The 25798-nt window shown below is 70.6% G+C and carries 22 protein-coding genes; 12 read left to right on the top strand and 10 right to left on the bottom strand.

Annotated elements, in window-relative coordinates; all coding sequences use genetic code 11:
• Positions 1–41: 41 nt before the first annotated feature.
• A complete protein-coding gene (locus tag OG892_RS31775; protein ID WP_073734861.1) occupies positions 42–683 on the bottom strand; it encodes a histidine phosphatase family protein in 642 nt (213 codons plus the stop codon).
• Positions 684–894: 211 nt separating this feature from the next.
• Here OG892_RS31775 and OG892_RS31770 point away from each other — a divergent pair, with 211 nt between their 5' ends.
• Complete coding sequence (locus OG892_RS31770) at positions 895–1278, top strand: VOC family protein (RefSeq protein ID WP_371630865.1); 384 nt, start codon at positions 895–897, stop codon at positions 1276–1278.
• A 41-nt stretch (positions 1279–1319) separates the two neighbouring features.
• Here OG892_RS31770 and OG892_RS31765 read toward each other — a convergent pair whose 3' ends face one another.
• Positions 1320–2024: a helix-turn-helix transcriptional regulator gene (locus tag OG892_RS31765; RefSeq protein ID WP_371630864.1), complete on the bottom strand. Its 705-nt coding sequence runs from the start codon at positions 2022–2024 to the stop codon at positions 1320–1322.
• 60 nt (positions 2025–2084) lie between these two features.
• Here OG892_RS31765 and OG892_RS31760 point away from each other — a divergent pair, with 60 nt between their 5' ends.
• Complete coding sequence (locus OG892_RS31760) at positions 2085–3380, top strand: MFS transporter (protein ID WP_242436644.1); 1296 nt, start codon at positions 2085–2087, stop codon at positions 3378–3380.
• Between the two features lie 28 nt (positions 3381–3408).
• Here OG892_RS31760 and OG892_RS31755 read toward each other — a convergent pair whose 3' ends face one another.
• From OG892_RS31755 to OG892_RS31745, 3 genes are read right to left on the bottom strand one after another with little or no spacing between them, the layout of a single operon-like run.
• On the bottom strand, positions 3409–3894 hold the full coding sequence (locus OG892_RS31755) for a hypothetical protein (protein WP_073734859.1): 486 nt from the start codon (positions 3892–3894) through the stop codon (positions 3409–3411).
• Between the two features lie 42 nt (positions 3895–3936).
• Positions 3937–5058: an adenylate/guanylate cyclase domain-containing protein gene (locus OG892_RS31750; RefSeq protein ID WP_371630863.1), complete on the bottom strand. Its 1122-nt coding sequence runs from the start codon at positions 5056–5058 to the stop codon at positions 3937–3939.
• Positions 5055–5504 carry a universal stress protein gene (locus OG892_RS31745; protein ID WP_073734857.1) on the bottom strand — a complete coding sequence of 150 codons (450 nt, stop codon included), beginning with the start codon at positions 5502–5504 and terminating at the stop codon, positions 5055–5057. The genes OG892_RS31750 and OG892_RS31745 overlap by 4 nt, the downstream gene beginning before the upstream one ends.
• A gap of 196 nt (positions 5505–5700) precedes the next feature.
• Between OG892_RS31745 and OG892_RS31740 the strand changes: the two genes are divergently transcribed.
• A complete protein-coding gene (locus tag OG892_RS31740; RefSeq protein WP_327339567.1) occupies positions 5701–6009 on the top strand; it encodes a hypothetical protein in 309 nt (102 codons plus the stop codon).
• Between the two features lie 158 nt (positions 6010–6167).
• A complete protein-coding gene (locus OG892_RS31735) occupies positions 6168–7136 on the top strand; it encodes an SDR family NAD(P)-dependent oxidoreductase (RefSeq protein ID WP_371630862.1) in 969 nt (322 codons plus the stop codon).
• A 22-nt stretch (positions 7137–7158) separates the two neighbouring features.
• Here the strand turns inward: OG892_RS31735 and yicI are convergent, their stop codons facing one another.
• Entirely contained in the window at positions 7159–9414 is a 2256-nt protein-coding gene (gene yicI, locus OG892_RS31730; RefSeq protein WP_371630861.1) for an alpha-xylosidase, read from the bottom strand.
• A gap of 307 nt (positions 9415–9721) precedes the next feature.
• Between yicI and xylA the strand changes: the two genes are divergently transcribed.
• The 7 genes from xylA (at position 9722) to OG892_RS31695 (ending at position 17522) form a co-directional block, all read left to right on the top strand.
• Positions 9722–10891 carry a xylose isomerase gene (gene xylA, locus OG892_RS31725; RefSeq protein WP_371630860.1) on the top strand — a complete coding sequence of 390 codons (1170 nt, stop codon included), beginning with the start codon at positions 9722–9724 and terminating at the stop codon, positions 10889–10891.
• 68 nt (positions 10892–10959) lie between these two features.
• On the top strand, positions 10960–12222 hold the full coding sequence (locus tag OG892_RS31720) for a sugar ABC transporter substrate-binding protein (RefSeq protein ID WP_073734852.1): 1263 nt from the start codon (positions 10960–10962) through the stop codon (positions 12220–12222).
• A 12-nt stretch (positions 12223–12234) separates the two neighbouring features.
• Complete coding sequence (locus OG892_RS31715) at positions 12235–13191, top strand: carbohydrate ABC transporter permease (RefSeq protein ID WP_371630859.1); 957 nt, start codon at positions 12235–12237, stop codon at positions 13189–13191.
• Between the two features lie 5 nt (positions 13192–13196).
• Positions 13197–14051 (top strand): carbohydrate ABC transporter permease, encoded by an 855-nt coding sequence (locus OG892_RS31710; protein WP_107421748.1) that lies wholly within the window; start codon positions 13197–13199, stop codon positions 14049–14051.
• A gap of 13 nt (positions 14052–14064) precedes the next feature.
• Entirely contained in the window at positions 14065–15444 is a 1380-nt protein-coding gene (locus tag OG892_RS31705; protein WP_371630858.1) for a GH1 family beta-glucosidase, read from the top strand.
• A gap of 194 nt (positions 15445–15638) precedes the next feature.
• A complete protein-coding gene (locus tag OG892_RS31700) occupies positions 15639–16490 on the top strand; it encodes an FG-GAP repeat domain-containing protein (protein WP_371630857.1) in 852 nt (283 codons plus the stop codon).
• 108 nt (positions 16491–16598) lie between these two features.
• Positions 16599–17522 (top strand): VCBS repeat-containing protein, encoded by a 924-nt coding sequence (locus OG892_RS31695; protein WP_328864966.1) that lies wholly within the window; start codon positions 16599–16601, stop codon positions 17520–17522.
• A 136-nt stretch (positions 17523–17658) separates the two neighbouring features.
• On the opposite strand, the gene acnA is transcribed toward OG892_RS31695, so the two are convergent.
• The 4 genes from acnA to OG892_RS31675 form a co-directional block, all read right to left on the bottom strand.
• Entirely contained in the window at positions 17659–20373 is a 2715-nt protein-coding gene (acnA, locus tag OG892_RS31690; protein ID WP_073734846.1) for an aconitate hydratase AcnA, read from the bottom strand.
• Between the two features lie 229 nt (positions 20374–20602).
• Positions 20603–21043 carry a glutaredoxin domain-containing protein gene (locus OG892_RS31685; protein ID WP_371630856.1) on the bottom strand — a complete coding sequence of 147 codons (441 nt, stop codon included), beginning with the start codon at positions 21041–21043 and terminating at the stop codon, positions 20603–20605.
• 58 nt (positions 21044–21101) lie between these two features.
• Positions 21102–22286 carry an alpha/beta hydrolase family protein gene (locus OG892_RS31680; protein WP_371630855.1) on the bottom strand — a complete coding sequence of 395 codons (1185 nt, stop codon included), beginning with the start codon at positions 22284–22286 and terminating at the stop codon, positions 21102–21104.
• Positions 22287–22392: 106 nt separating this feature from the next.
• Positions 22393–23190, bottom strand: coding sequence for a TetR/AcrR family transcriptional regulator (locus tag OG892_RS31675; RefSeq protein WP_371630854.1), 798 nt, complete (start codon positions 23188–23190; stop codon positions 22393–22395).
• 234 nt (positions 23191–23424) lie between these two features.
• On the opposite strand from OG892_RS31675, the gene OG892_RS31670 reads away from it, so the two are divergent.
• Positions 23425–25653, top strand: coding sequence for an MMPL family transporter (locus OG892_RS31670; RefSeq protein WP_371630853.1), 2229 nt, complete (start codon positions 23425–23427; stop codon positions 25651–25653).
• Positions 25654–25798: the final 145 nt, after the last annotated feature.

The following is a 25798-nucleotide window of genomic DNA, read 5'->3' as shown; positions in this document are numbered from 1 at the left end:
CCGGCCCTGAGGCGGCCCCGCGGACACGGCCCGGGGCCGCCTCAGGGCTGGGAGGCGTCCGGAACGGCGGTGGGGAACAGGCTCTCGGGCAGGGACACGTTCCACGCCGTGATCACCGGGTTGCCGTGTTCCCTGCCAAGCCGGGAGACCGCGCCGGTGGCGAGCTGGAAGAGCGTGCCCTCGGCGGGCGACAGGCCCAGGTAGCGGGCGGTCAGGACGCGCAGGAAGTGCGAATGGGCCACCAGCACGATGTCCTCGTCCCCGGCGCGTCCGGCCGCCTCCCCGACCTCCGCGAGCACCCGGTCGGCTCGCTCGCCCACCTCCACGGGGGTCTCACCGGGGTGCGCCTCCGGGCCGGCGGCGACACCGTCCGTCCAGAGGTTCCAGTCGGGGCGGGTGCGGCGGATCTCGTCCGTGGTGATGCCCTCGTAGCCGCCGTAGTCCCATTCACGCAGCTCGGGCGTGATCCGGGGCGCGGCGAGCCCGGCGAGTTCGGCGGTGCGCCGGGCCCGTACCGAGGGGCTGACCAGGGTGAGGGCGATGTCGCGGTCCGCGAGCAGCGGCGCGAGGGCGCGGGCCTGGCGCTCACCGAGGGGGGTCAGGGGCAGGTCGGTGTGGCTCGTGTGCTGCCCGTTACGGGACCACTCGGTCTCGCCGTGCCGGATCAGGATCAACTCGCCCATGTGAAGGCCATCCGCTCTCGGTGCTGTTACCGCTCATGTGCTGTCGATGGTGCGAACCCGCTGGTCCACGATCCCATTCCGGCCGTGGCGAGGCGGGCGGGCGCGCCCATTCGGATTCCTGTGGGAAACACCGACAGGGGGCTGTCGCCGGAGGCACCGAGAGTGGGCAGGGCCGGGACGAGCCCGGCGGAACACGTAAGGGATGTACGTCATGGCTCAGTTCAACGCAGTCGCCTGGTTCGAGATCGGCACCGCCCGTCCGGCGGAGGCGGAGCGGTTCTACGGGGACGTGTTCGGATGGACGGTCGCGCACGACAACACCAGGAGCACCGACCAGGCGTACCGGATCATCACCACGGGCGACGGGGAGGGCATGAACGGCGGGCTGTTCGCGACGGAGGGCAGGATGCCGGACTACGCGGTCTTCACCGTGCTCGTGGAGGACGTCGAGGCGACCTGTCGCCGGGTCGAGGAGGCGGGCGGCAGCGTTCAGCGCGCGCCGCAGGTCAACCCGGTCGGGGTGACCTTCGCGCATCTGCTCGATCCGGCCGGCAACCACTTCGCCGTGTTCAGGCCGCCGTTCGCCGGGGCCTGATCCGGTCCGCCGACCGGGCCCGCCGTCACTATCGGCTGAGCTCAGCTCAGCGAGAGCTGGTGCACGACGCCGTACGGGATGTCGAGGTCCTCACGCCGCAGCTCCCTCGGCTCCGGCACCTCGGCCGTGACGTGGACGGAGACGATCCGGTCGGTGCGGAAGGCTCGCAGGGCGTCCCGCAGCCGGCACCAGGCGAGCAGGTACCAGTGGCCCGTCTTGCCGATGTATCCGAGCGGCTCGATGTCCCGCGTCGTGGTGGCGCCTTCGCGGTCGCCGTACCCGATGCGCAGGACGCGGCCGGTGGACAGCGCGTCCGTCACTCCTCGCGGCCCCCGCGCGGGCGCGGGCGCGTCCACCGGTCCGAGCAGGTGGACGCGTCCGGCCATGTCGTGCGCGGCGGCCGCGTCGTCCTCCCCCATGGCCGCGACGAGCTTCCGCAGGGCCGCCGCGGCGGTCGCCCGGAACGGTGTCCCCTCCATCCCGCGCAGCGCCACCGCCATCGCGACCGCCTCGCCGGGGGTGAGGTTGACCGGCGGGAGCGTCCGGCTCCGGTCCAGGCAGTAGCCGCCGGTGCGGCCGGGCTCGGCCCAGACCGGCACGCCCGCCTGGAGCAGGGCGCTGATGTCCCGCTCGATGGTGCGCGAGCTGACCTCGAAGCGGTCGGCCAGCCAGCGCGCGCTGCGCGGACGGGGCGAGACGGCACGCAACTCCTCGACCAGGGCGTAGAGGCGATCGGTCCGGTTCACCCGGCCAAGTCTAGGGATCGCCCGCAAAACCCGTTGACCGAGAGCGGTCAAGGCGTGAGAGTGTCGCCCCGATCGCAGTCGACGGCGTACGAGGGATGGTGTGTGGTGGCCGGCTCGGACGTGACCCGAGACCTACGAGTCGAGGAGGCCTCGCCCGGTCCGGCACTGTGGACGGCGGATTTCCGGCGGTTCTTCACCGCCCGCACCACTTCCCTGCTGGGCGACGCGATGCTCCCCGTCGCGATCACGGCCGCCGTGATCCGGGCCGGATACGGGGCGAGCGGTGTGGGGTACGCGCTCGCCGCACTCGTGGCTCCGTTCGCGGCGCTGATCATCTTCGGCGGCGTGCTGTCCGACCGCCTGGGTGCCCGGCGGCTGATGGTCGTCTCCGACGCGGCCCGGCTGTGCTCCCAGGGACTGCTCGCGCTGCTGTTCCTGCTCGGCACGCCCCGGCTGTGGCAGATCCTGGTGCTGCTGGCCCTGATCGGGGCGGGCAGTGCGCTCTTCCAGCCGGGAGTCGCCAGCATCACGCCGCGCATCTCCCGGGACGTGCAGAGGGCCATCGCCACCCTTCGCGTCTCGGAGTCCGTCACCGTCGTCATCGGACCGTCCCTGGCGGGCCTGCTGCTGGCGGTGTCCTCGCCCGCCTCTGTGGTCGCCCTCGACGCGCTGACCTATGCGGCCAGCGGGGCGTGCCTGCTCCGGATCCGCTCGGTCCCGATGGGACCGACCGGGCGGGAGGGCGAAACCTCGTTCCGGGCCGATCTGGTGGAGGGATGGCGAGAGTTCAGGTCCAGGACCTGGCTGTGGAGTGTCATCGTCGTCTTCATGCTCTGGCAGCTGGCCGGAGCCGGTCCCACCACGACCCTGGGCAACAGCATGCTCGTCACCGACTACGGGGCGTCCGTCTTCGGGCTGGTCATGTCGTCCCTGGGGGCGGGAAGCGTGCTGGGCGGGCTCATCGCGATCAGGCTCCGCCCGAGGTACCCGCTCAGGGCCGGGGCCATCTCGATGATCCTTTGGGTGCCGATGCCGTTGAGCGTCGCCCTCGACCTTCCCGCACCGCTCATCGCCGGGTGCTACGGGGTGAGCGGCATCGGCATGGCGTTCTGGGTCGTCATGTTCCACACGAGTGTGCAGACCCACATACCGCAGAACGTCCTCGGCAGGGTGCACGCGTACGACGCGGCCGGCTCGCTGGTGATGAAGCCGGTCGGGCAGGCGGCGGCCGGACCGCTCGCCCTCGTCGTGGGGGCCGGGCCGCTGCTCTACGTGGCCGGGTCCATGGCCGTCGTCGCCTGCGTCCTGCTGCTGGCGATCCCGGCCGTGCGCGGTCTGAAGCGCGTGGAGCGCTAGCAGGGGTCCGGGCCGGGGACGCGGCGGGTCACGCGGACGATGATCCGCTGTCCGGGAGCGGGAGGGGCTCGGCCTCGTACCGGTCGGCCGCCGCCTTCGCCTCGGCCAGTACGGCCCGGTCGGTGAGGCGGTCGGCACGGACGACGACGTCGACGCCGGCCGGGGTGAGCGGCGACCGCGTGAAGGCGATGACGGCCCACGCATCGTCCTCGCCCGTCTCCCGCACCTCCCACACACTCGTCAGCACCGCCAGGAGGCCCTTGCCCCGCCAGCGGTAGACCGTGCCGGGGCGAGAGGTCAGCCGGGTGTCCGTGCCCGCGATACGGCGCGTTCGGCCTCGCACCCGGTATGCAACCTCGTCCCGCATCCGGGGCGCGCCCGGACTCCGGCCCGGCAGCGGGGTGTAGGTGAACGTGGCGTCGGTGCGCCTGCCGCTTCGCCACATGGGGAACGACGAGCACACGATGTGCCACGTTCCGGCCAGCCGTTCGGGGTTCGCGTCCACGTGATCCATGGACGGGAGCCTACGGACACTTCCGGGCGGGCCGACGTGCCGTCATCCGGCCCGCCTGCCGCCGCGGGGCCACCTGACGGGACGGGCCGGCCGAAGCAGCACCGGGCGGAGTCTGCTGTAGCCGCGCACCGACACCGGTCGGAGCACTTTGAGTTCGTATGCGGCCATCCCCTCCAGTTCGCCGGCGAAGCCCGTGTCGACCAGCACCGTGTCGGGGCGGGCCACCGCCGTGAGCCGGGCGGCGATGTTGACCGCTGCCCCGTAGACGTCACCGAAGCGACCGAGGACGGCGCCGTGCGCCAGCCCCGTCCGCAGCTGCGGCAGCTCCGGGTCCGTCTCGGCGCGGGCAGTGAGTTCCAGGGCGATGTCGGCTGCCGAGGATGCCGCCTCGCACACGAAGAGCACCTCGTCGCCGATGGTCTTCACCACCCGGCCCCGGCCCTCGGCGACCACGTCGCCCGTCAGCCTCTCGAACCGGTCGAGCACCCGGACGAGTTCGGTGCTGTCCAGTCCACGGGTCATGCGCGTGTAGCCGACCATGTCGGTGAAACCGACGGCCCGGTCACGGACGTCCGCGCCCGCCCCGGACGGTCCCGGCCCGCCTTCCGCGACGCCTCCCGGCTCACCCTTCACCCGTCCCGGCTCCACGGGCACGTCCTCCTCGGCCTCTGCGAGCACCCGTGCGGTACAGGCCGCGAGATGCCGCCGCCACACGTGCCGCTGCAGCAGTTCCAACTCCGGCAGCAGCGCCGCGGCATGGCCGGCCGGCTCCCCCTCTCCCGAAGGGATGCGCGACTCGTGGTTCATCCAGGCCCGGAGGGTGTGCGCCTGCCATTCGGCGAGCCGGGACAGATGGTGGCCCAGGGCGCGCGCCATCATGATCTCGCCCTCCTCCGTGATGAGCCCGGCTTCGATGAGCCGCTCCCCCACGCGCAGCGCGTCCACATCGGCGTCGGTGAACGCCCGTACGTCGTCGCCGACCGCGGGGAACCCGAGCGCACGCCAGATCAGCACGGTGCGCTCGGGCCCCACCCCGGACCGCTCGGCGATGTCCCGCCTCGTCCAGGTGCGGGCGCCTCCGAGGAGCACCTCCTCGACGGCCCGGCCCAGTTCGTCGGCTCCGGGTGGAGGCGGCTGTCCCTCCGAGGGTTCTGCCGCACTCATGTGGTGTGCACGATGAGCACGTCGAGTCCGGCCTTTCTGGCGACGTCCGCGGGTACGGACCCGAGGATGCGCCCGGCCAGCGAGCGCAGCCCCCGGTTCCCGACGACCAGGAGATCGGCCGAGCATTCCCGGGCGATCCGCACGAGTGCGGCGACCGGTTCGTCCTGCACCGCGATGGACCGCACGTTCACCGCACCCTGTACCCGGGCCCGGTCCTTGGCGGTGCGCAGGGTTTCCTCGGCGGGCGCCGAACCCACCACCTGGTACGCCTCGGCTCCCAGCTGGTCCTGTGCCAGGGCGAGTTCGGGTCCGCGCATCGGCGCGTACGCACAGGCGATCACGAGTTCGGCCCCGCAGACGGCGGCGAGCCGGGCCGCCCCCTCGACGGCGGCCAGCGATGACTCCGAGCCGTCCGTGCCGACCATGACAGTCCGGTAGGCGACCAACGCAAACTCCTTACTCCAGAGTAAACTTACTTTTGAGTAAGGTAGAGCGGGTCGGCCCGCCGGGCAAGAGGCAGGACAGCGCCACGGACGCGCGACGCGCGACGCACATCACTCGGACGGCGCCCGCACCTGGTTGCGAGCCGAGAATGAGGGAAGCCGGACAAGACGCCCTTACACAACGGAAGCAGGAACCGTCGTGACCACCTTCGTCATCACCGTCCCCGGAACGTTCGTCACCGGGATCTCCGACACCTCCCGCGCGGCACTGGAGGAGGCGCTGGCCAAGCGGCACACGGACGTGAGCAGAAGCGAGGGGCTCGCCCTGCTGACGCTCAACGACGACGGCACCTTCTCCGTCCGCCTGGAGGTCGAGGCCACGGACCGGTACGAAGCGGAGCTCGAAGCGGCGGGGCTGGTGTCCACGGCGCTGCGGGAGACAGGGTTGTCGGAGCAGGACGTGCCGCTCGGGACCCCGGTCGTCACGGGAATCGACAGCGACCTCTGACAGCAAGCGGACACCCTCCGGCGACTGAGCCCGGACCGTACCCCCGCCCTGGCTGTCGGTGATCCGTCGGCCGTGTGTCGGTGGCGGCTGACACCTTGATGCCGAGGGTGTCCCGCGGAGCAGCCGCGGCCGCCCCGACGCGAGGGAGCCGCACCACCATGTCTTCGTCCACGTCCTCCACACCGCCCTGGGATGTCCACCGGCCACCGCGCGCCGACGGCAGCGTCTTCCTGGTGACCGGCGGCAATGCCGGTATCGGGTACTTCATCGCGGAGCAGCTGTCCGCGACCGGTGCCACCGTCGTGCTGGCCGGCCGGAGTCCCGCGAAGACGGAAGCCGCCTGTGCCTCGGTCCGCGCACGGGTTCCCGGCGCTCGGGTGCGGGCCGTCCGGCTGGATCTCGCCGACCTCGCGTCGCTCGGACCGGCGGTGGACTCCCTGGAGCTGGAACGCCTCGACGCCGTGGTCCTCAACGCCGGCGTCGCCCTCGACGACCCGCCGCGCCAGGAGACCGGGGCCGGCTACGAGCTCATGTTCGGCACCAATCATCTGGGGCACTTCGCGCTGACCCGGTGGCTGATGCCGCTGCTGTCGGCCGCACCGGCGGCACGCGTCGTGACCATGGGCAGCTTCGCGGCGAAGTCAGAGCAACTGGACCTGGACGATCTTCAGTCCCTCCACGACTACCGGCCCAAGCGCGTCTACGGCCGCTCCAAGCTGGCTCAGATGCACTTCGCCCTCGAACTCGACCGCAGGCTGCGCGCCGCCCGGAGCACGGTGGCGAGCATCGTGGTCCATCCCGGCGGGGCGCTCGACTCGCTCACCCCGTCGCGGCCGCCCGTCCATCTGCGGACCGCGGGTGCCCGGCTCGGTGGCGCACCGGCCGGCCTTCTCCTGCAGGGCAAGCACGCCGGAGCGTGGCCCGCGGTCCGGGCCGTGCTCGACCCTGCCGTGCTCGGCGGGCAACTGTGGGGGCCGCGCGTCTTCGGGCTGCGCGGCAGGCCACGGCGCGAACCGGTGTGGGACAACCTCACCGACACCTGCGTCGCGGCGCGGTTGTGGAACGCGAGCTGCGAAGCGACCGGCATCTGCTTCGCGCCCTTCGTCACGGCGCCCCCGGCGCCGTGACGGATCGGGCCGGCCTACCCGCTCAGCCCATGACGACGTTCAGCGCCGTGTCGCCGACGACCACGACCTCGTACGGCAGACCGGCGTCCGAGGTGACGCGGAGTGTGCCGCCCGCACGGACCAGTTCGTACGTGGCGGCCGGTGCGCCCGTGAGGTCGGGGACCGTCACCGTGCGGGTGAAGTCGCCGGTTCCTTCGGGGACGTACACGCGCAGCTCCAGGTTCCGCGTCCAGTCGCCGTCGGGGCGCGAGGAGTCCGCGCCGAGCGGCAGGACCGCGCCGGGGCGGACCAGGAGCGGGAGGCTGTCGAAGCCGTAGGTGCCCCGGTGCCAGCCGGGTCCGGTGACGGTCTCGCCGGTCAGGAGGTGGGTCCAGGTGCCCTCGGGGACGTAGTACTCGACCTGCCCGTCCTCGCTGAAGACCGGGGCGACCAGGAGGTCGGGGCCGAGCAGGTACTGCCGGTCCACCGTGCGGGTGGCCGGGTCGTCGGGGAACTCCAGCAGCAGGGGCCGCATGGTGGGGACGCCGGTGCGGTGGGCCTCGACGGCCGCCCCGTACAGGTAGGGCATCAGTCGGTGCTTCAGCTCGGTGAACTGCTTGGCGACCGCGACCGCCTCGTCCCCGAACTCCCACGGCACCCGGTAGGACGAGGAGCCGTGCAGCCGACTGTGCGAGGAGAGCAGCCCGAAGGCGAGCCAGCGCTTGAAGACCGCCGGGTCCGGGGTGCCCTCGAAGCCGCCGATGTCATGGCTCCAGAAGCCGAAGCCGGACAGGCTCAGCGAGAGGCCGCCGCGCAGGGACTCGGCCATGGCGCCGAAGGAGGACCAGCAGTCGCCACCCCAGTGGACGGGGAACTGCTGGCCGCCCGCGGTGGCGGAGCGGGCGAACAGGACCGCCTCGCCCTGGCCGCGCTCCTTCTCCAGGAGTTCGAAGACGGCCTTGTTGTACAGGTGCGTGTAGTAGTTGTGCATCCGCTCCGGGTCGGAGCCGTCGTGCCAGACGACGTCGGTGGGAATGCGCTCGCCGAAGTCCGTCTTGAAGCCGTCGACGCCCTGGTCGAGGAGGGTCTTCAGCTTGGCCTGGAACCAGGCGGTGGCCTCGGGGTCGGTGAAGTCGACCAGCGCCATGCCTGCCTGCCACTTGTCCCACTGCCAGATGTCGCCCTCGGGGGTGCGGACGAAGTAGCCCTTGTCCGCGCCCTCCGCGTACAGGGCGCTCTTCTGCGCGATGTACGGGTTGATCCAGACGCAGATCCGCAGCCCCTTCTCCTTGAGCCGGGTGAGCATGCCGACCGGGTCCGGGAAGGTCTGCGGGTCCCATTCGAAGTCGCACCACTGGTACTCGCGCATCCAGAAGCAGTCGAAGTGGAAGACGGAGAGCGGGATGCCGCGCTCGGACATGCCGTCCACGAAGGAGGTGACGGTCGCCTCGTCGTAGTCGGTGGTGAACGAGGTGGTGAGCCAGAGGCCGAAGGACCAGGCCGGGGGCAGGGCCGGGCGGCCGGTGAGCGCGGTGTAGCGGGTGAGGACGTCCTTGGGCGTGGGGCCCGCGACGACGAAGTACTCCAGGACCTGGTCCTCGACGCTGAACTGGACCTGGCCGACGGCCTCGGAGCCGACCTCGAAGGACACCTTGCCCGGGTGGTTGACGAAGACGCCGTAGCCGCGCGAGGACAGGTAGAACGGGACGTTCTTGTACGCCTGTTCGCTGTTGGTGCCGCCGTCGGCCTGCCACATGTCGACGACTTGGCCGTTCTTGACGTACGGGGTGAACCGCTCGCCGAGGCCGTGGATCGTCTCGCCGACGCCGAGCGCGAGCTGGGCGAGCATGTGGTGGCCGCCGTCCGCCACCGTGGCGAAGGCGGTGCCCTTGCGTCCGGCGGCGGTCAGCAGGCGGCCGTCCGCGTCGAGGAACTCCAGACCGAAGTCGCCCTCTGTGGGCAGCCGGAGGGTGAGAGGGCCGCTGGTGAGTTCGGCGGCCCGGCCGTCGTCACGCGTGGTGGCCGTGGCGTCCACCGTGGCGCCGGGCAGGGCGAACTCCGGGCCGGGGCGGCGTCTGCCCGCGAGGTGGGTGACGCGGACCCCGATGACGCCTTCGGCGGGGGCGAACGCCTCCACGGTGATCAGCGGCGCGTTGAGCGTGTCACCGCGCCGCGTCACGCGCTTGACGGCCGCGTGGGCGGTGAGTCGGTCGGCGTCGAGCCGCAGGTCACGGAGGTCGGTGGCGTACGAGGCGTCCACACCGTCTCGCATCTGCCAGAAGCCGTCGGTGAACTTCATGGGGGTCTTCCTTAGCCGGTACGGGGGGTACGGAGGTGGGTTCGGGGTTGCGCCGTCAGCCAGATTTTGATCGTACACAAAACAAATGTTTTTCGAAGCGCTTCGACAGTCCACGAACGCACACCTCACCCCCGCCTCCGACTGGGACCCAATTCCTCACAATTCGTCCTCGCGTTGCCTCTGCGTGACGGGTGTGTCACAGGGGTGGTCTAGAAACCCGCGCCAGGATGGCGTATTAGTACTGCCAGCAAACAAATCGCTCGTACGGCAGCGCGGCTGTCCGGGCATGTCGACAAGAGGCAGCAGAATGTCGAACCGCTTCACCCCCACCCCCGCCGACAGGTTCACCTTCGGGCTCTGGACCGTCGGCTGGCGCGGCAACGACCCCTTCGGTGACGCCACCCGCCCAGCCCTGGACCCGGTCGAGTCCGTCGAGCGCCTCGCGGAACTCGGTGCGTACGGTGTGACGTTCCACGACGACGACCTGATCCCCTTCGGCTCGACGGACTCCGAGCGCGCCGCGATCGTCACGCGCTTCAAGGACGCCCTGGACCGCACCGGCCTCAAGGTCCCGATGGCCACGACGAACCTGTTCACGCACCCGGTGTTCAAGGACGGCGGGTTCACGTCGAACGACCGTGATGTGCGGCGGTTCGCGCTGCGCAAGGTGATCCGCAACATCGATCTGGCGGTCGAGCTGGGCGCTGAGACGTATGTGGCGTGGGGTGGCCGTGAGGGTGCGGAGTCGGGGGGTGCGAAGGACATCCGTCTCGCGCTGGACCGGATGAAGGAGGCGTTCGACCTGCTCGGGGAGTACGTCGTCGAGCAGGGCTACGACCTGCGGTTCGCCATCGAGCCGAAGCCGAACGAGCCGCGCGGGGACATCCTGCTGCCGACCGTCGGTCACGCCCTGGCGTTCATCGAGCGCCTGGAGCGCCCGGAGATGTACGGCGTGAACCCGGAGGTCGGCCACGAGCAGATGGCCGGGCTGAACTTCGCGCACGGCATCGCGCAGGCGATCTGGGCGGGCAAGCTCTTCCACCTGGACCTCAACGGCCAGTCCGGCATCAAGTACGACCAGGACCTCCGCTTCGGCGCCGGTGACCTGCGCCAGGCCTTCTGGCTCGTCGACCTGCTGGAGGACTCGGACTACCGCGGCCCGCTGCACTTCGACTTCAAGCCGGTGCGCACCGACGGCATCGACGGGGTCTGGGAGTCCGCGAAGAACTGCATGCGCAACTACCTGATCCTCAAGGAGCGCGCGCAGGCGTTCCGCGCCGATCCCGCCGTCAAGGAGGCGCTGGCCGCCTCCCGGCTGGACGAGCTGGCGCGGCCCACCGCCGCCGACGGGGTGGCCGGGCTGCTGGCCGACCGCTCCGCGTACGAGGACTTCGACGTGACGGCCGCGGCCGAGCGCTCGATGGCGTTCGAGGCCCTCGACCAGCTCGCCATGGAGCACCTGCTCGGCGTCAGCTGACGCCCCCGGGGTGTCCGGCCACCGCCGGCGGGCACTCCTTCGTACCCCTCCCACCCAAGGGCACCCTCGTGACAGCACCTTCCCCGGACGGCCTGCGCCAACGGCGCCGTCGTCACCACCGGCGGGTCATCGTTCCGCTCACCGTCGTCTCCGCGCTGGCCGGCGGCGCGGTCCTGTCCGGCTGCGGGCAGCAGCGGGACCCGGATGTGTACACCGTCATGAACTCGTCGACCGACGAGTCCTACCACCGCTGGGACGCCCAGACGCTGGCCCGGTGCGGCAAGCAGCTCGGGGTGACCATCGAGCAGCAGAGCGTCCCGGCCGCCCAGGTGATGACGAAGGCCCTGCGGATGGCGTCCTCGAAGTCGCTGCCCGACGTCCTTCAGCTGGACGCCTCCGAGATGCCGACGTTCGCAGAGGCCGGCGGCCTGATCCCGCTGAAGGACCTCGGGCTGACCACCACCGACATCCCCCGGGGGATCGTCGACTTCGGCTCGTACGAGGGGACGTACTACGGCGCGGCGCGCACCGTGAACACCCTGGCGCTGTTCTACAACAAGGACACCCTCGACCGGGCCGGTCTGAAGGTGCCCGCCACCTGGGCCGAGATGCGGTCGACCGCGAAGAAGCTCACCACGGGCAAGCGGTACGGGCTGGCGCTCAGCGCGGGCGGCGCGGAGGACGGGGTCTTCCAGTTCACCCCGTTCATGTGGTCCAACGGCGGCGACGAGACGAAGCTCGACAGCCCGCAGGTGGCCGGGGCGCTGGACTACTGGAAGAGCCTGCTCAAGGACCGCTCGCTGTCCAAGTCGACGGTCAACTGGACCCAGGCCGATGTGAACGACCAGTTCATGGCGGGCAACGCCGCCATGATGATCAACGGCCCGTGGCAGGTGGAGACCCTCAACACCAAGAAGGCGCTGCACTGGGGCATGGCCCGGATTCCGGTACCGAAGGCCGGGGACGACTCGGTCGGGCCGCTGGGCGGCGGGATCCTGACCGTGCCCAACACCGGTGACGGCGCCCGGGAGAAGATGTCGGCGAAGATCATCGGCTGTATGTCGGGCGAACAGGAGCAGATCACCTACGCGCTCAACAGCTGGATGGTCCCGGCCAACGAGAAGGCCGCCGCCGTGTGGCGCGAGAAGGTCCCGGAGCTGGCCGCCCTCTCCGGCCAGGTCGCCACCGCCCGCTCGCGCACCGCGAAGCTCGGCGCGGGCTGGTCGTCCGTCTCCCTCGCGCTCCAGAGCGCCTTCCAGTCCGCCCTGACCGGCGAGTCCAGCGAGGCCGCCCTCAAGCGCGCCCAGCAGCGCGCCACGAGCGGGAACTGAGGTATCCGAACCATGTCGACCACCGCCGTCTCCGCAGCCGCCGCTCCGGCGCCCGTGACCAAGAAGGCCGCGAAGCCACCGAACCCGGCGCGCGCCCGCCTCCGCAGGCGGCTCGCCCAGTGGGGCTTCATCGCCCCCGCCGTGATCTTCATGGCGCTCTTCTTCGGCTATCCGCTCGTCCGCAACATCGTGATGAGCTTCCAGGACTACTCGCCGTCCACGTTCTTCACGGGCAGCTCCCCGTTCAACGGAACGGACAACTGGAGCAACGTCTTCAACGACGAGCTCTTCGGCAAGGCCCTGTGGCACACCGTCCTGTTCACCGTCGGCTCGCTGATCGGGCAGTTCTGCATCGGTCTGGGCCTCGCGGTGTTCTTCAGCCGCCGCTTCCCGCTCAACGGCATCCTGCGGTCGCTGATCCTGCTGCCGTGGCTGGTCCCGATGGTCGTCTCCGGTGTCGTCTGGCGGCGCATCCTCGACCAGGACACCGGCGTCCTCAACTCGTTCCTCGGCATGGTCGGGCTCGGCGACACCCCGTGGCTGACCAGCCCCGGAATGGCGCTGGTCTCGGTGGTCCTGGTGAACATCTGGATCGGCATCCCGTTCAACATGGTGATCCTCTACGGCGGTCTCCAGGAGGTCCCCAAGGAGCTGTACGAGGCCGCCTCGCTCGACGGCGCCTCCGCCTGGCGGACCTTCCGCTCGATCACGCTGCCGATGCTGCGGCCCGTCATCACCGTGGTGCTGGTGCTCGGCTTCATGTCGACGGTGAAGGTCCTCGACCTGATCCTGGCGCTCACCGACGGCGGCCCCGCCGACTCCACGCAGACGCTCGGCACCCTCACGTACCAGAACTCCTTCGTCCAGCTGGACTTCGGGGCGGGCGCCGTGGTCGGCAACATCCTGATCCTGATCTCCGCGGTCTTCGCGGTGTTCTACCTGCGGGCCAACCGCAACGAGGGGAAGTGACCGGCATGGCGAGCCCTGTGCGTACCCCCGCCGCCCCCACGCGTTCCACCGGCCGGCCGAAGCGGCGCTGGGGCGCCACGGTCTTCGGCGTCGTGGTGCTGTGCGTGATGCTGTTCCCGCTGTACTGGATGGTGAACACCGCGCTCCAGCCCGAGTCCGGGCTGCTGGAGGTCAGCCCCTTCCCGCACAGCCTGGACCTGTCGGGCTTCCGCTCGGCCGTCACGGACCAGGGCCGCAACCTGCTGACCTCGCTGGCCGTCGCGCTCGGCGCGGTGGTCATCTGCCTGGCCGTCTCGGCGCCCGCCGCCTACGGGCTCGCCCAGTTCAGGCTGCGCGGCACCAGGACGATCGTCTTCTCCACCCTGATCACCCAGATGGTGCCGGGCATCGTCATCGCCAACGCCCTGTACAGCGCGTACGTGGACATGGGCCTGGTCAACTCCTACGCCGGGCTGATGCTGGCCGACGCCTCGCTCGGTATCCCGTTCGCCATCGTGCTGATGCGTTCGTTCATGGTCGCCATCCCGCGCGAGGTCATCGAGGCGGCCGAGGTGGACGGCGCGGGCCGGCTCCGTACCTTCGTGCGGGTCGTGCTGCCGATGAGCCGCAACTCCCTGATCACCGCAGGGCTGTTCTCGTTCCTGTACGCGTGGAGCGACTTCATGTTCGCGCTGACGCTGAACACCACGGACGACGTGAAGCCGATCACGCTGGGCATCTACCAGTACATCGGCGCCCATGTCGGTGACTGGGGCTCCGTCATGGCGGCGTCCGTCCTGTCGGCGATCCCGGCGGCGGTCCTGCTCGTCCTGTCGCAGAAGTACATCGCCGCCGGGATCACCGGCGGCTCGGTCAAGTAAGGACTGCGTACCCATGAGTGAGTTCCCCGTGTTCCCGCCCGGCTTCGTCTTCGGCGCGGCCACGGCCTCGTACCAGATCGAGGGCGCCGTGCGGGAGGACGGCCGAGGTCCGTCCATCTGGGACACCTACAGCCACACGGCAGGGAAGACCGACGGCGGTGACACCGGTGACGTCGCCTGCGACCACTACCACCGCTACCCAGAGGACGTGGCGCTGCTGCGCGAACTGGGCGTGGACTCCTACCGGTTCTCCATCGCCTGGTCGCGCGTCCAGCCGGACGGCGGCGGCGCCGTCAACCCCAAGGGGCTGGACTTCTACTCCCGGCTCGTCGACTCGCTCCTCGAAGCCGGCATCGAACCGGCCGCCACCCTCTACCACTGGGACCTGCCCCAGGCGCTGGAGGACCGGGGCGGCTGGCGGGTGCGCGAGACCGCGGAGCGGTTCGGGGAGTACGCCGGGATCATGGCGGAGCACCTGGGCGACCGGGTGCCGCGCTGGATCACGCTCAACGAGCCCTGGTGCAGCGCCTTCCTCGGCTACTCGGTGGGCCGGCACGCGCCCGGCGCGAAGGAGGGGCGCGGCGCGCTGGCCGCCGCGCACCACCTGCTGGTCGGCCACGGCCTGGCGATGAGGGAGCTGCGGGCGGCCGGGGTGCGCGAGGCGGGCATCACGCTCAACCTCGACCGCAACGTCCCGGCCACCGATTCGGATGCCGACCTGGCCGCCGTGGTCCGCGCGGACACCCAGCACAACCTGGTGTGGACCGAGCCGATCCTTGCGGGCCGCTACCCGGCCACCGAGGCGGACACCTGGGGCGAGCTGATCACCGCCCAGGACTTCCGCCGGGACGGCGACCTGGAGCTGATCTCCCGGCCGATGGACTTCCTGGGCATCAACTACTACCGCCCGATCGTCATCGCCGCCGCCCCGCACCGCGAGCCCGACCCCGCGCTGCGGGTCGCCACCGACAACCGGTACAGCGAGGGCCGGTACCCGGACGTCCGCCGGACGGCGATGGGCTGGCCGGTCGTGCCGGAGTCCTTCACCGATCTGCTGACCGCGCTGAAGGAGACCTACGGGGACGCGCTGCCGCCGGTGCACATCACGGAGAACGGCTCGGCGGAGTCCGACACGGTGGACGCGGACGGCTCGGTGCGCGACGCGGACCGGGTCGAGTACCTGCGCACCCATCTGACGGCGCTGCGGGCGGCGATGGACGCGGGCGTGGACGTCCGGGGCTACTACGTCTGGTCGCTGCTGGACAACTTCGAGTGGGCGCTCGGGTACGCGAAGCGGTTCGGGATCGTCCGGGTCGACTACGACACCCAGGAGCGCACGCCGAAGGACAGCTACCGCTGGTACCGGCAGCTGATCGCGGCCCACCGGAAGTAACCGGGCCGGACCGGGGGCGCCCGCCGCGCCCGGTCCCGCAACACCCGCATATCCGGGCGAAGATGCCGGGGTGGCGTCATTTCGCCAAACCCTTGGACACGTGGAGGACTCGTGAAAGGATCACCCTCAATTCCGTGGCGTGTCCCCGTATCCCGCGGCGCGTCACGCCTCGTCCCACCACCCATGGAGAACACGTGGCCAAGACTTCTGGCCGTCGGCCCGGACGGGCTGCCACCCGTCTCGCCGCCGCCGCGATAACCGCGGCCCTCGTCGGCACCGGCACCGCCGCCTTCGCCGCAGAGCCGGGTGACGCGCCCATGTTCGGCCTCGCCGGTCTGGACAGCGCGGGCACGTCGTACTACTACACCCCGACCGGCAACGGCGCCATCGAGAAGCGCGTGCAGCTCGACACCGGCTGGAAGAACGTCAAGTTCCTCGGCCGGGTCGACAACAACGCCGACAACGTCGCGGACGGCCGCTGGCAACTCGGCACCAACGGCGACATCCACTACTACGCCAACGACAACTCCGCGGCGAAGAAGATCGGCTACGGCTGGGACATCTACAACAAGCTGGTGTCCCCCGGCCAGTTCGGCGGAGCCGAGGGCGGAGACCTGCTGGGCCGCGACGGCAAGGGCGACCTGTACCTCTACCTCGGCTACGGCGACGGTACGGTCACCAAGCGCCTCAAGGTCGGCTCCGGCTGGAACATCTACAGCGACATCGCCGGCAACGGCGACCTGACCGGCGACGGCAAGAGCGACATCGTCGCGCGTGACAAGTCCGGCGTCCTGTGGCTCTACAAGGGCACCGGCAACCAGCACGCCCCGTACGCCAAGCGCACCAGGATCGGCAGCGGCTGGAACCAGTACAACACCGTGTTCGCGCCCGGTGACATCGACCTGGACGGCATCGCGGACCTGGTCGCCCGCAACGCCAAGGGCGAGCTCTACCTGTACAAGGGCACCGGCAAGGCCGCAGCCCCGTACAAGCCCAAGGTGATCATCGGGACGTCGGGCTGGAACACCTACCGCCTCTTCTTCTGATGAAAAACGCCGGTTTCGGACCCGAAGTCATGACACGATTCGCGTGAATCCGTGGCCCGCCGCCAACTCGCGGCGGGCCACGACCGATCGCGATCCATGGAGCACTTCGTGGCCGAAACCGCTGGCCGTACCCACCGACGCACTGCCGCTCGCGCGGCAGCCGCGGCGCTCACCGCCGGCCTCGTCGCAACCGGCGCCTCCGCCGTGGCCGCCGACTCCCCGCAGCCGTCGGCTGCGGCCGCCGAGTCCGCCCAGGCACCCGCTGCCGCCGCAGCGGCGGCAGCCGCCGTCACCCCCAGGTTCGCCCTGTACGGCGCCAACTCGGCGGGCACCCTGTACGCCTACACCGGGAACGGGAAGGGCGGGCTCACCGCCCGCGCGAACAAGGGATCGGGCTGGACCGGTGTCAGCGCCATACTGCAGGTCGACAACGACAACAAGGCCAACGGCTACAGCGAAGGCCTCTGGTTCCGTGAGACCAACGGGAACGTCGGCTACCTGAAGTTCGAGGGCGAGAAGCCGGTCAAGGTCGGCTCCGGCTGGAACATCTACAACAAGCTGGTCTCCCCGGGCAACATCGGCGGCGCCGCCGCGGGCGACCTGCTCGCCCGCGACTCCAAGGGCGACCTGTACCTCTACCTCGGCTACGGCACCGGCAAGGTGACGGGCCGTATCAAGGTGGCCACCGGCTGGAACATCTACACCGAGATCGCCGGCAACGGCGACCTGACCGGCGACGGCAAGAACGACGTCGTCGCGCGTGACAAGTCCGGCGTCCTGTGGCTGTACAAGGGCACCGGCAACCAGAAGGCGCCGTTCGCCAAGCGCACCAAGGTCGGCAGCGGCTGGAACCAGTACAACCGGCTGGTCTCCACCGGCGACATCAGCGGGGACGGCCGCACCGACCTCCTCGCCCGCAACGCCAAGGGCGAGCTCTACCTGTACAAGGGCACCGGCAAGGCCGCAGCCCCGTACCAGGCCAAGGTGAAGGTCGGCACGAGCGGCTGGAACAGCTACAAGTTCCTCTTCTGATCCGACCGGTCTGCTCGATGCGCTCGATATACCCCGACCTGCCTGATCCGACGAGGTTTCAGCAGGGCCGGAACATGCGGGAGGGCCGCATCCCCGTCGCGGGGATGCGGCCCTCCCTTCGTACTGCCTGCCGGGCCTACTTGCGGATCAGGCTGCGCAGCACGTACTGCAGGATGCCGCCGTTGCGGTAGTAGTCCGCCTCACCGGGGGTGTCGATGCGGACGACGCCGTCGAACTCCACACCGGTGTCGGTGGTGACCTTGACGGTGCGCGGGGTGGTGCCGTTGTTCAGCTCGGTCACGCCGGCGAAGGAGAAGGACTCCTCGCCGGTCAGGCCGAGGGACTCGGCGGTGTGACCCTCCGGGAACTGGAGCGGGAGGACGCCCATGCCGATGAGGTTCGAGCGGTGGATGCGCTCGTAGGACTCGGCGATGACGGCCTTGACGCCCAGGAGCGCGGTGCCCTTGGCGGCCCAGTCGCGGGAGGAGCCGGAGCCGTACTCCTTGCCCGCCAGGATGACCAGCGGGGTGCCGGCGGCCTGGTAGTTCTGCGAGGCGTCGTAGATGAACGAGACCGGCGCGTCACTCTGGGTGAAGTCGCGGGTGTAGCCGCCTTCTGTACCCGGCGCGATCTGGTTGCGCAGGCGGATGTTGGCGAACGTGCCGCGGATCATGACCTCGTGGTTACCGCGGCGCGAGCCGTAGGAGTTGAAGTCACGGCGCTCGATGCCGTGCTCCGTGAGGTACTTGCCGGCCGGGGTGTCGGCCTTGATCGCACCGGCCGGGGAGATGTGGTCGGTGGTGACCGAGTCGCCCAGCTTGGCCAGGACGCGGGCGCCCGTGATGTCGGAGACCGGGGTGGTCTCCATCGTCATGCCCTCGAAGTAAGGGGGCTTACGGACGTACGTCGACTCGGCGTCCCACTCGAAGGTGTTGCCGGTCGGGATGGAGAGCGCCTGCCACTGGGCGTCGCCCGCGAAGACGTCCTGGTAGGACTTGTTGAACATGTCCTCGCCGATGGAGTTGGCCACGACGTCGTTCACCTCGGCCTCGGACGGCCAGATGTCGGCGAGGAAGACGGGCTTGCCGTCCTGGTCGACGCCGAGGGCGTCCTTGGTGATGTCGACCTTCATCGAACCGGCGATGGCGTACGCGACGACCAGCGGCGGGGACGCCAGGTAGTTCATCTTGACGTCGGGGTTGATCCGGCCCTCGAAGTTGCGGTTGCCGGAGAGCACCGAGGTCACGGCCAGGTCGTGCTCGTTGACCGCCTTGGAGACCTCGTCCGGCAGCGGGCCGGAGTTGCCGATGCAGGTGGTGCAGCCGTAGCCGACGAGGTTGAAGCCGACCTTGTCGAGGTACGGGGTCAGGCCCGCCTTGTCGAAGTAGTCGGTGACGACCTTCGAGCCCGGGGCGAGGGTGGTCTTGACCCACGGCTTGCGGGTCAGGCCCTTCTCCACGGCCTTCTTCGCGACGAGCGCCGCGGCGACCATCACGTACGGGTTCGAGGTGTTGGTGCAGGAGGTGATCGCGGCGACGGTGACGGCGCCGTGGTCCAGCTCGTACGTGGTGCCGTCGGGGGCGGTCACGGTGACCGGGTTCGACGGGACGCCGTTGGTGGCGGCCGGCGAGTCGGAGGCCGGGAAGGACTCCTTGCCCGCCTCCTCGTCGTCCGAGACGTAGTTGCGCACGTCCTGGGCGAACTGCGCCTTGGCGTTCGCGAGGACGATGCGGTCCTGCGGGCGCTTCGGGCCGGCGATGGAGGGGACGACCGTGGAGAGGTCGAGCTCCAGCTTCTCGGAGAAGTCCGGCTCGGCGGCCGGGTCGAGCCAGAGGCCCTGCTCCTTGGCGTACGCCTCGACGAGAGCGACCTGCTGCGCGTCGCGGCCGGTCAGGCGCAGGTACTTCAGCGTCTCGTCGTCGATCGGGAAGATCGCGGCGGTGGAGCCGAACTCCGGCGACATGTTGCCGATGGTGGCGCGGTTGGCGAGCGAGGTGGCGGCGACGCCCTCACCGTAGAACTCGACGAACTTGCCGACGACGCCGTGCTTGCGGAGCATCTCGGTGATGGTCAGCACGAGGTCGGTGGCGGTGGTGCCGGCCGGGAGCTCGCCGGTCAGCTTGAAGCCGACGACGCGCGGGATGAGCATGGAGACCGGCTGGCCGAGCATCGCGGCCTCGGCCTCGATGCCGCCGACGCCCCAGCCCAGCACGCCGAGGCCGTTGACCATGGTGGTGTGCGAGTCGGTGCCGACGAGGGTGTCGGGGTACGCCTGGCCGCCCCGGACCATGACCGTACGCGCCAGGTGCTCGATGTTGACCTGGTGGACGATGCCGGTGCCCGGGGGGACGACCTTGAACTCGTCGAAGGCGGTCTGGCCCCAGCGCAGGAACTGGTAGCGCTCCTTGTTGCGGCCGTACTCCAGCTCGACGTTCTGCGCGAACGCGTCGTTGGTGCCGAACTTGTCGGCGATCACGGAGTGGTCGATGACCAGCTCGGCCGGGGCGAGCGGGTTGATCTTCGTCGCGTCACCGCCGAGCTCCTTGACGGCCTCACGCATGGTGGCGAGGTCGACGACACACGGCACACCGGTGAAGTCCTGCATGATCACGCGGGCCGGCGTGAACTGGATCTCCTGACTGGGCTGAGCCTGGGAGTCCCAGCCACCGAGCGCCCGGATGTGGTCGGCGGTGATGTTCGCGCCGTCCTCCGTGCGGAGCAGGTTCTCCAGCAGCACCTTCAGGCTGTAAGGGAGGCGCGCGGAGCCCTCGACCTTGTCCAGCTTGAAGATCTCGTACGACTCGTCGCCCACGCGCAGCGTGCTGCGGGCGTCGAAGCTGTTCGCCGACACGACAGTCTCCTTCATCAATGTGCGCGTAACTCCGCGCCGCGCCTCACTACGGCGGGCGCCGCGTGGTGCTGCCTACAGCCACTCCGGCCATCCGCTAAGGTAAGGATTAGTTAGGTAACCCTTACCGCACGGCGGCCCGCTGTGCGCCTTCGGCATATATCTCGATGTCGAGATAACTCTAGTACATCGCCGGGGAACGGTCATGTCGGGGCTCGCCTGTCGCCGTGCCTCATCCCCGACGAGGGGCGAGCTGTCCGCGCACCCACGCGGGATCGGGGTTGGTGTGCGGCAGGCCCGCGACGAAGACGGTCGGCACGGTCTCGTTGCCGTCGTTGACCGCCCTCACCGCTGCGGCCCCTTCCGGGTCGCGCCAGATGTTGACCCAGTGCAACCGGCCGGCGCTGCGGCCCAGCCGGATGCGCAGGCGCATGCAGTACGCGCAGCCCGGCCGCCAGAAGACGACCGGGCGGCCGTCGGCCGCGCTGAGGCGCTGCGCCTCCCGCGCACCGGTCGACCTCGGGAAGATCAGGGGCGAGTGCAGGCCGGCGAGCGCCAGGAACACCAGCAGGAGTGTCACCGCCGTGCCGATGCTCCCCTCCAGGAGCGACCCCGTCGCGACGGCTGCGCCGCAGAGCAGATAGAGCATCGGCAGGATCCAGGCGCGCATCATGGTGGAGCAGGCTACCGATGAGCCGAACCGCTCGTCGGGGCAGGGTCTTTCGTCCGGGTCAGGGCTGCCGGAACACCACCTCGGGATACCTGGCGGAGGGGCCGTCGAGGAGAGGTTGCGGGATACCCCGCAGGTGCAGGTCGAAGAAGGCCGCGACGTAGTCACGGGTGAGGTGCCACCCCTGCTCCGCTGGCAGCGGCACGGCGGCGTCCGGCAGGCCGAGCCGGTCACCCAGGTAGGGCAGGTCCGTGAAGGAGAAGTGCCCGGCGCCGGCCACGGTCAGCCATCGCTTCCAGCCCTCCAGGTGCCCCCACGCGTCGGACCAGTCGCCGGACGCGCCGCCGGGGCTGTGCGAGTCCTCGGCGCCGAGCATCATGAAGGGGCGCCCCCCGAGCCCCGTCGCGGCGGGGCTCACGAAGAAGTCACCGTCGAGGTCGGCCCCCGCCCGGACGCGACGGTCGCCGGCCATGGTCGCCGCGGCGGCCGCGCCCCCGATCGAGTGCCCGGCCATGCCGATCCTGCGGGTATCGATCACCCGGGACAACGCCCCCGCCTGCCTGCCGTGCGTCAGCTCGTCGATCACGAAGGACATGTCCTCGGCCCGGCCGCGCACGACCGCGGCCCGCTCCTCGTCCGTCTCGGCCCGCTCGCATGCCACGCAGGTCAGCACGCGGCCGCCGGGGAACGCGGTGCCGACGGATTCGTAGGCGTGGTCCACAGAGGCGACGACATGGCCGCGGCTTGTCAGGTCCTCGGCGATCGAGGTGAGGGTGGTGCGCGGCATCGAGAATCCCGGGGAGAGCAGGACCAGGGGGAAGCGCCCCCGCGCCGGGGAAGCGCCCTCCCGCTCATGGGTGCCCGTCCGGGCGACCGTTTCCGGGGACACGACACCGTCGAGTCCCCGCGCCTCCAGGAGGAGCCGCGCCTCTTCGGTCGTCATGTACGGCGCCGGCGTGCCGGTCGCCGGACGGGACGGGTACGTCACCGACACCATCAGTTCCCGGTCACCGGCCGACGGCACCCATGGGTCCGTGCGGTGGTGGTCGACCAGGTGCAGGGTGCGCCGGCCCACCGCGTACGGGCCGGTGGGATCAGGCAGTTCCAGCGCGTTCGCGGCGGCGGCCCGGGACGGGGGCCGCGGAGTGTGGGCCGCGGAGGCCGGTGCGGCGCCCAGGAGCGGGGCGGACAGGGCGAGGACGAGCAGCGCGGCGGCGCCGGCTCTGTGATGTCCGGTAGTGGTCATGCGCCCAACGCTAGGCATCGGGCGTCGCCAACACATGCTGCTGTGGGGCGACTTGGGCGTACCTCCACCGTCGGACCATCGTCAGACCCAGGTACCACGCCCGCACTCAGCCGCTGGGGCCCGCACCCGTGCCCGTGCTCGCACTCGCACTCGCACTCGCACTCGCGGGGATCTGGCGGTGGACGTCGTCCAGCAGGTTCCGCATCGCCATGCGGAAGATCTCGGCCTGATGGCCGCCCAGGAACGAGGCGTGCCCGAACACCTCCAGGATGACCAGTCCGTTGAGGTGTCCCCACGCGCTCAGCAGCAGGGCGGTCGCGGGAGGCGGCAGCCGCCCCGGACCGTAGTGCGGCAGCTGCTCCAGATACGCCCGGAGCTCGGGCGAGAGCGCGGGGGTCTCGGCGGCGGCGAGCTGCGCCACGGTGAACCCGTCGAACATCTCGCGCTCGAAGATCGAGCTCATCCGGCGCATCGCCTGCGTCGTCGGGCCCTCGACGGGGGCCGCGTAGTCCCGCAGCGGCGTCCCGTAGAGGAGCTGGAAGCGCTCCGGGTGGGCGACGGCCCACCGGCGGTAGCCCTCGGCCGCGATCACCAGGCGCGGCAGGCCGGGTTCGTCCGGGGCGGTGCCGCCCGGGGCGGTGTCGACGGCGGCCTGCACGGCATCGGCCAGGTCCCCGTACGCCTTGGCGATCAGCTCCGTGACGAGGGCCTCGCGGCTCGGGAAGTAGTGGTACAGCGCCTGCACGGTCATCCCCAGACCTCGGGCGACCGCGCGCAGGGACAGGGCGGCGGGACCGCTCTGCGCGATGTGCTGCTCGGCGGCGTCCAGGATCTCCCGGGTCGCGGCGGCCCGGCGGCGCTGGCGCAGGGTCTGCGGGACCGTCACGTGTTCGTCGGCAGGCATGGGGCGACCGTACGGCGGCCACCGCGCCCCGGGCAAGGGGAACTTGCCTCCCGTGAAGAAAATCTAACACTGCCAAATTTTCTTGCTCCTCACTAACGTCACTCGTGGCGCTCCGCCAGGCGGCACGTCGACAGCACTCCCCTTTTATGCAACTCCGGCCGTTTGAGGCCGTTTTCCCCATGTAGACACCTCCCGTATGGACACCTCCCGTACGGGCACCTAAGGAGATCGTGCGTGTTTGAACGCATAGCCGAACTGGCCATCCGCCGGCCCCGGTTGATACTCGTCGTCGCCGTCGTGGCCGTTGCCCTCATGGGCGTCCTGGGCTCCGGCGCGTTCGGCAAGCTGCTCGGGGGCGGTTACGACGACCCGGCCTCCCCGTCCACCCGGGCCGGGAAGGTCATCGACGAGAAGTTCGGCGGGGAGACGAACCTGGTCCTGCTGGTCCGCGCCGCCGAGGGCCGCGTCGACGCCCCGGCCGCACAGCGGGGCGGCCGGGCCCTGCTGGCCGGCCTCAAGAAGGAGAAGAACCTGGAGAACGTCGTCTCGTTCTGGGACACGGGCAGCGCCGCTCTCCGCTCGGAGGACGGCCGCGAGGCCATGGTGCTCGCCCATGTGAAGGGCAACGACACCGAGCGCGACGAGAACGCCAAGAGCGTCATCGACGCCTACACCGGGCCGTACAAGGACGTGCTCACGGTCCGGGCGGGCGGCGCCGCCGCCGTGACCAGCGAGATGGGGACGCAGTCGGGCAAGGACCTGCTGCTGGCCGAGGGCATCGCCGTACCGCTGACCCTGGTGCTGCTCCTGATCGTCTTCGGCAGCGCGGTGGCCGCCCTGCTGCCGCTGGTGATCGGCACCATCGCCATCGCGGGCACGTTCGCGGAGCTCTTCCTCCTCGGCAGCGTCACCGACGTCTCCGTCTTCGCGGTCAACCTCACCACGGCGCTGGGGCTGGGCCTCGGCATCGATTACGCCCTGCTGATGATCAGCCGGTTCCGGGAACAGCTCGCGACCGGGGCGAGCGTGGACGACGCCGTACGGCGGACGGTGAGTACCGCGGGCCGTACGGTCGCGTTCTCCGCCGCGACGGTGGCGGCCGCGCTCGCGGCGCTCCTGGTGTTCCCCCAGTACTTCCTGCGCTCGTTCGGCTACGCCGGGGTCGGGGTCGTCGCCATCGCGGCCTTCAGCACCCTGTTCGTCATGCCGGCCCTGTTCGTCGTGCTGGGTCACCGGGTCAACAGCGGGCGGATGCCGTGGTCGAAGCCGGGCCGCGCCGGCACCCGGGCACCGATGTGGGGACGGCTGGCCGGTACCGTCATGCGGCGGCCCGCGCTCACCGCACTGCCCGTGCTCGCGGTCCTCCTGGTCGCGGCGAGCCCGCTCCTCGGCATCACCTTCGGCACACCGGACGAACGCGTGCTGTCCTCCGGCGCCGAGAGCCGCCAGGTCTCGGCGGTCCTCCAGGAGAAGTTCGACGGCAACGAAGACGCGGCCCTCCACGTCGTCATCGACACCTCGGTGGGCAAGGCCCCGCTGGCGTCGTACGCGGCCGGACTGTCCGGTCTCAAGGGCGTCGCCCGGGTCGAGTCCAGCGCCGGAACCTACGCCGACGGACGGTCCACGGCCGCCGGCAACCCCGCGCTCGGCCGCCCCGACGCGCAGCGGATCAACGTGGTGAGCGCCCTGGCGCCGAAGTCGGACGCGTCCCAGGACCTGGTCGGTGAGGTGCGGGCGCTCGCCCCGCCCTCCGGATCGCACGCCCTGGTGGGCGGCACCGACGCCGTACTGGTCGACGCCAAGGGCGCGATCGCGGACCGCCTCCCGATCGCGGTGGCCCTGGTCGTCCTCACCACGTTCCTGCTGCTCTTCCTGTTCACCGGCAGCATCGTCCAGCCGCTGCGCGCGCTGGTGCTCAACATGATCAGCCTGGCAGCGACCCTCGGCGTCATGACCTGGATCTTCCAGGACGGCCACCTCTCCTCCCTGCTCGGCTTCACGGCCCAGCCGATGGAGGTGTCCATGACCGTGCTGATGTTCTGCATCGCGTTCGGTCTCTCGATGGACTACGAGGTCTTCGTCACCAGCCGCATCAAGGAGCTCCACGACCTGGGCGAGGACAACGAGAGTGCCGTGACCAACGGCCTCGGGCACACGGGACGCATCGTCAGCGCGGCGGCGTGCCTGCTGGCGGTGAGCTTCTTCGCCTTCGGCACGGCCGAGCTCAGCTTCATGCAGCTGTTCGGCCTGGGCAGCGGCCTCGCCATCCTCATCGACGCCGTCGCGGTACGCGGCATCCTGGTGCCCGCCGCGATGCGGCTGCTCGGCCGGTCCGCCTGGTACGCGCCCGGCTTCCTGCGCAGGGTCCACGGACGGTTCGGCCTCAGCGAGGGCGGCCCCGCGCCGGAACCCGCCGCCGGTTCGCCCGAGTCGCCGTACGTGAAGGACCCGGCCCAGGTCTGACCACACGCGGCCCCTCCCCCGCGAAGTGTGCCCGCCTCCCCCACGCGGGGAGGCGGGCACCCGCACGGACGGGGCGGGGCGGGGCGGGCGGTGTCCGGCGGTACCGGGCATGGTGGACTTCGAGTCCGGCGGACGGAGACAGCGA

The sequence above is a fragment of the Streptomyces sp. NBC_00341 genome (assembly GCF_041435055.1).
GTDB lineage: Bacteria > Actinomycetota > Actinomycetes > Streptomycetales > Streptomycetaceae > Streptomyces.
The sequence above is the reverse complement of the archived record's forward strand: the minus strand, read 5'-3'. Positions and strand labels throughout refer to the sequence as shown.

Coding starts and splice junctions, on each gene's coding strand:
- OG892_RS31775 (WP_073734861.1), bottom strand. CDS start 683: ATGGGCGAGTTGATCCTGATCCGGCACGGCGAGACCGAGTGGTCCCGT.
- OG892_RS31770 (WP_371630865.1), top strand. CDS start 895: ATGGCTCAGTTCAACGCAGTCGCCTGGTTCGAGATCGGCACCGCCCGT.
- OG892_RS31755 (WP_073734859.1), bottom strand. CDS start 3,894: ATGGATCACGTGGACGCGAACCCCGAACGGCTGGCCGGAACGTGGCAC.
- OG892_RS31750 (WP_371630863.1), bottom strand. CDS start 5,058: ATGAGTGCGGCAGAACCCTCGGAGGGACAGCCGCCTCCACCCGGAGCC.
- OG892_RS31735 (WP_371630862.1), top strand. CDS start 6,168: ATGTCTTCGTCCACGTCCTCCACACCGCCCTGGGATGTCCACCGGCCA.
- yicI (WP_371630861.1), bottom strand. CDS start 9,414: ATGAAGTTCACCGACGGCTTCTGGCAGATGCGAGACGGTGTGGACGCC.
- xylA (WP_371630860.1), top strand. CDS start 9,722: ATGTCGAACCGCTTCACCCCCACCCCCGCCGACAGGTTCACCTTCGGG.
- OG892_RS31715 (WP_371630859.1), top strand. CDS start 12,235: ATGTCGACCACCGCCGTCTCCGCAGCCGCCGCTCCGGCGCCCGTGACC.
- OG892_RS31710 (WP_107421748.1), top strand. CDS start 13,197: ATGGCGAGCCCTGTGCGTACCCCCGCCGCCCCCACGCGTTCCACCGGC.
- OG892_RS31705 (WP_371630858.1), top strand. CDS start 14,065: ATGAGTGAGTTCCCCGTGTTCCCGCCCGGCTTCGTCTTCGGCGCGGCC.
- OG892_RS31685 (WP_371630856.1), bottom strand. CDS start 21,043: ATGATGCGCGCCTGGATCCTGCCGATGCTCTATCTGCTCTGCGGCGCA.
- OG892_RS31680 (WP_371630855.1), bottom strand. CDS start 22,286: ATGACCACTACCGGACATCACAGAGCCGGCGCCGCCGCGCTGCTCGTC.
- OG892_RS31675 (WP_371630854.1), bottom strand. CDS start 23,190: ATGCCTGCCGACGAACACGTGACGGTCCCGCAGACCCTGCGCCAGCGC.